This is a genomic window from Streptomyces sp. TRM70350 (assembly GCF_019219825.1).
Lineage (GTDB): Bacteria > Actinomycetota > Actinomycetes > Streptomycetales > Streptomycetaceae > Streptomyces.
On the sequence record NZ_JAHUXH010000097.1, the window covers coordinates 1 to 1178 of the forward strand.

General features: G+C 76.6%; 1 protein-coding gene. It reads left to right on the top strand.

All coding sequences use genetic code 11. The annotated features are described in order from the left end of the window. A partial coding sequence (locus KWI83_RS37705) for a polyketide synthase dehydratase domain-containing protein (protein ID WP_218518875.1) occupies positions 1-1178 on the top strand: 1178 nt, incomplete at both ends.

Genomic DNA, 1178 nt, shown 5'->3' on the forward strand with positions numbered 1-1178 from the left:
CACCGCCCGTGGCCGGCCCCGCCGGTCTCGCCGAGGTGGGTCTCACGGCCACCGGGCACCCCCTGCTCGGCGCCGGCCTGGAACTGCCCGGTACGGACGCGGTCGCGTTCACCGGGAGCGTGTCGCTCGGCACGCACCCGTGGCTGGCTGACCACGCCATCATGGGGTCGGCCCTGCTGCCGGGCACGGCGTTCCTGGACCTCGCCCTCGCGGCGGGCGAACACGTCGGCTGCCCGCGCGTGGACGACCTCGCGCTCCAGGCCCCGCTGGCCCTGCCCGCCCACGGCTCGGTACGCCTCCAGGTCAGGGTCGAGGGGGCCGAGCCCGACGGGCGCCGCCAGGTCGGCGTCTACTCCCGCCCCGAGGACGACGAGGACGCCTGGACCCAGCACGCCATCGGTGTGCTGGCACCCGAAACCGGCCCGAGCCCCGAGGCGTTGACCGAATGGCCGCCTCCGGGCGCCGAACCCGTGTCCGTCGACGGTCTCTACGACGACCTGGCCGCCACGGGATTCGCGTACGGCCCCCTCTTCCGCGGTCTGCGTGCCGCCTGGGTACGCGACGGGGCCGTGTACGCGGACATCGCCCTCCCGGACGAGACGGCCGGCGTCGCCGGCTATGGCCTGCACCCCGCGCTGCTCGACGCGGCCCTGCACGCCCTCGGCTGCGCCCACCTGGTCGAGGACTGGAAGGACGGCCAGCTGCCCTTCGCGTGGACCGGCGCGCGGATCCACGCCGTGGGCGCCCGGGCCCTGCGCGTACGGCTCCGCGCCGAGAACGGCGGGATCGCGCTGATAGCGGCCGATGCGGGCGGACAGCCCGTGGCCGAGATCGAGAGCATCCGCCTGCGGCCGGTCGCCGACGCGCGGACCGTCCGCGCGTCGGCGGGCGTAGGGCTCTCCCGGGTCGAGTGGGTTCCGGTCGTACCGGCGGACGACCGCGCGGACGACGACGTCACCCTGGTCCCCGTGGCCGGGCGCGGTACCGACGGCGACCTGGTGGCCGAGGTGCGCGCCGGCGTCGCCGCCGCCCTGGCCCGGCTCCAGGAACAGCTGGCCGACGAGCGGCCCGGACGTCTGATGTTCGTCACCCGGGGCGCCGTCGCGGCACTGCAGCACGAGGAGCCGGACCCGGTGGCCGCCGCCGTGTGGGGCCTCGTACGCTCGGCCCAGTCCGAG